We start from the raw sequence: 793 nt of genomic DNA, 5'->3' as shown, positions 1-793 counted from the left end.
CCGTTAAGCGGGAAACTTTACGTACTTGGGCGCACGCCATTCATCATGTAAAGCGCTCTAAGCGACGCAGAAGTCGCGTAAGAAAGTACCGAGAGCGGATGGAATCTCCGGGGCTAATGCTTCAGATGGACGGCAGCCCTCATCGGTGGTTTGGTGGTGAACGCTCTTGCCTGATCGCTATAGTCGATGATGCAACCAGTGACATTCATGCCGAGTTTTTCCCTTCTGAAACCACGGAAGGCTGCATGAAAGTGATGAAGGCTTACATCGAGAAGCGAGGAATATTTAAGACCCTGTATGTGGATAGAGCGGGTATTTTCGCTGGTCCTAAACGCAGCAACTTCTCACAAATGCAGCGAGCCTGTGAAGAGCTGGGAATTGAGATTATCTTCGCTAACTCCCCTCAAGGCAAAGGGCGTATTGAACGCTCCTTCGATACCTTCCAGGACCGTCTGGTACCGGAATTACGGCTGAATCACATTACGGATATGGACAGCGCTAACCGCTACTTACAGGAAGAGTTCATCCCCAATTACTGGGTGAAAAACGTCATGGTTCAGCCTAAGAGCCAGCGCTCTGCCTTCAAGTGCTTACCCCCAGAGCTGGACTTAAACACCATCTGTGTACAGAAAGAATACCGCACGATACGACGTGATCACACCTTCAGTTTTGACAGTAAAATGTATGTCATCGACTCGCCAATCCGTTATTCAATCGAAAACCAAAAAGTGGAGATCCGTTGTCAGTTCGATGGCTCTTTCTCGGCCTACTTCGGCCATCGTCGGCTTGATAT

1 protein-coding gene is annotated in these 793 nt (G+C 49.3%); it reads left to right on the top strand.

The window, feature by feature from the left end:
- A partial coding sequence (locus E6C74_RS20930; protein ID WP_136487964.1) for an ISNCY family transposase occupies positions 1–793 on the top strand: 793 nt, incomplete at both ends.

The sequence above is a fragment of the Vibrio sp. H11 genome, assembly GCF_004804295.1.
Lineage (GTDB): Bacteria > Pseudomonadota > Gammaproteobacteria > Enterobacterales > Vibrionaceae > Vibrio > Vibrio ostreae.
This window is presented reverse-complemented; position numbering and strand designations above follow the sequence as displayed.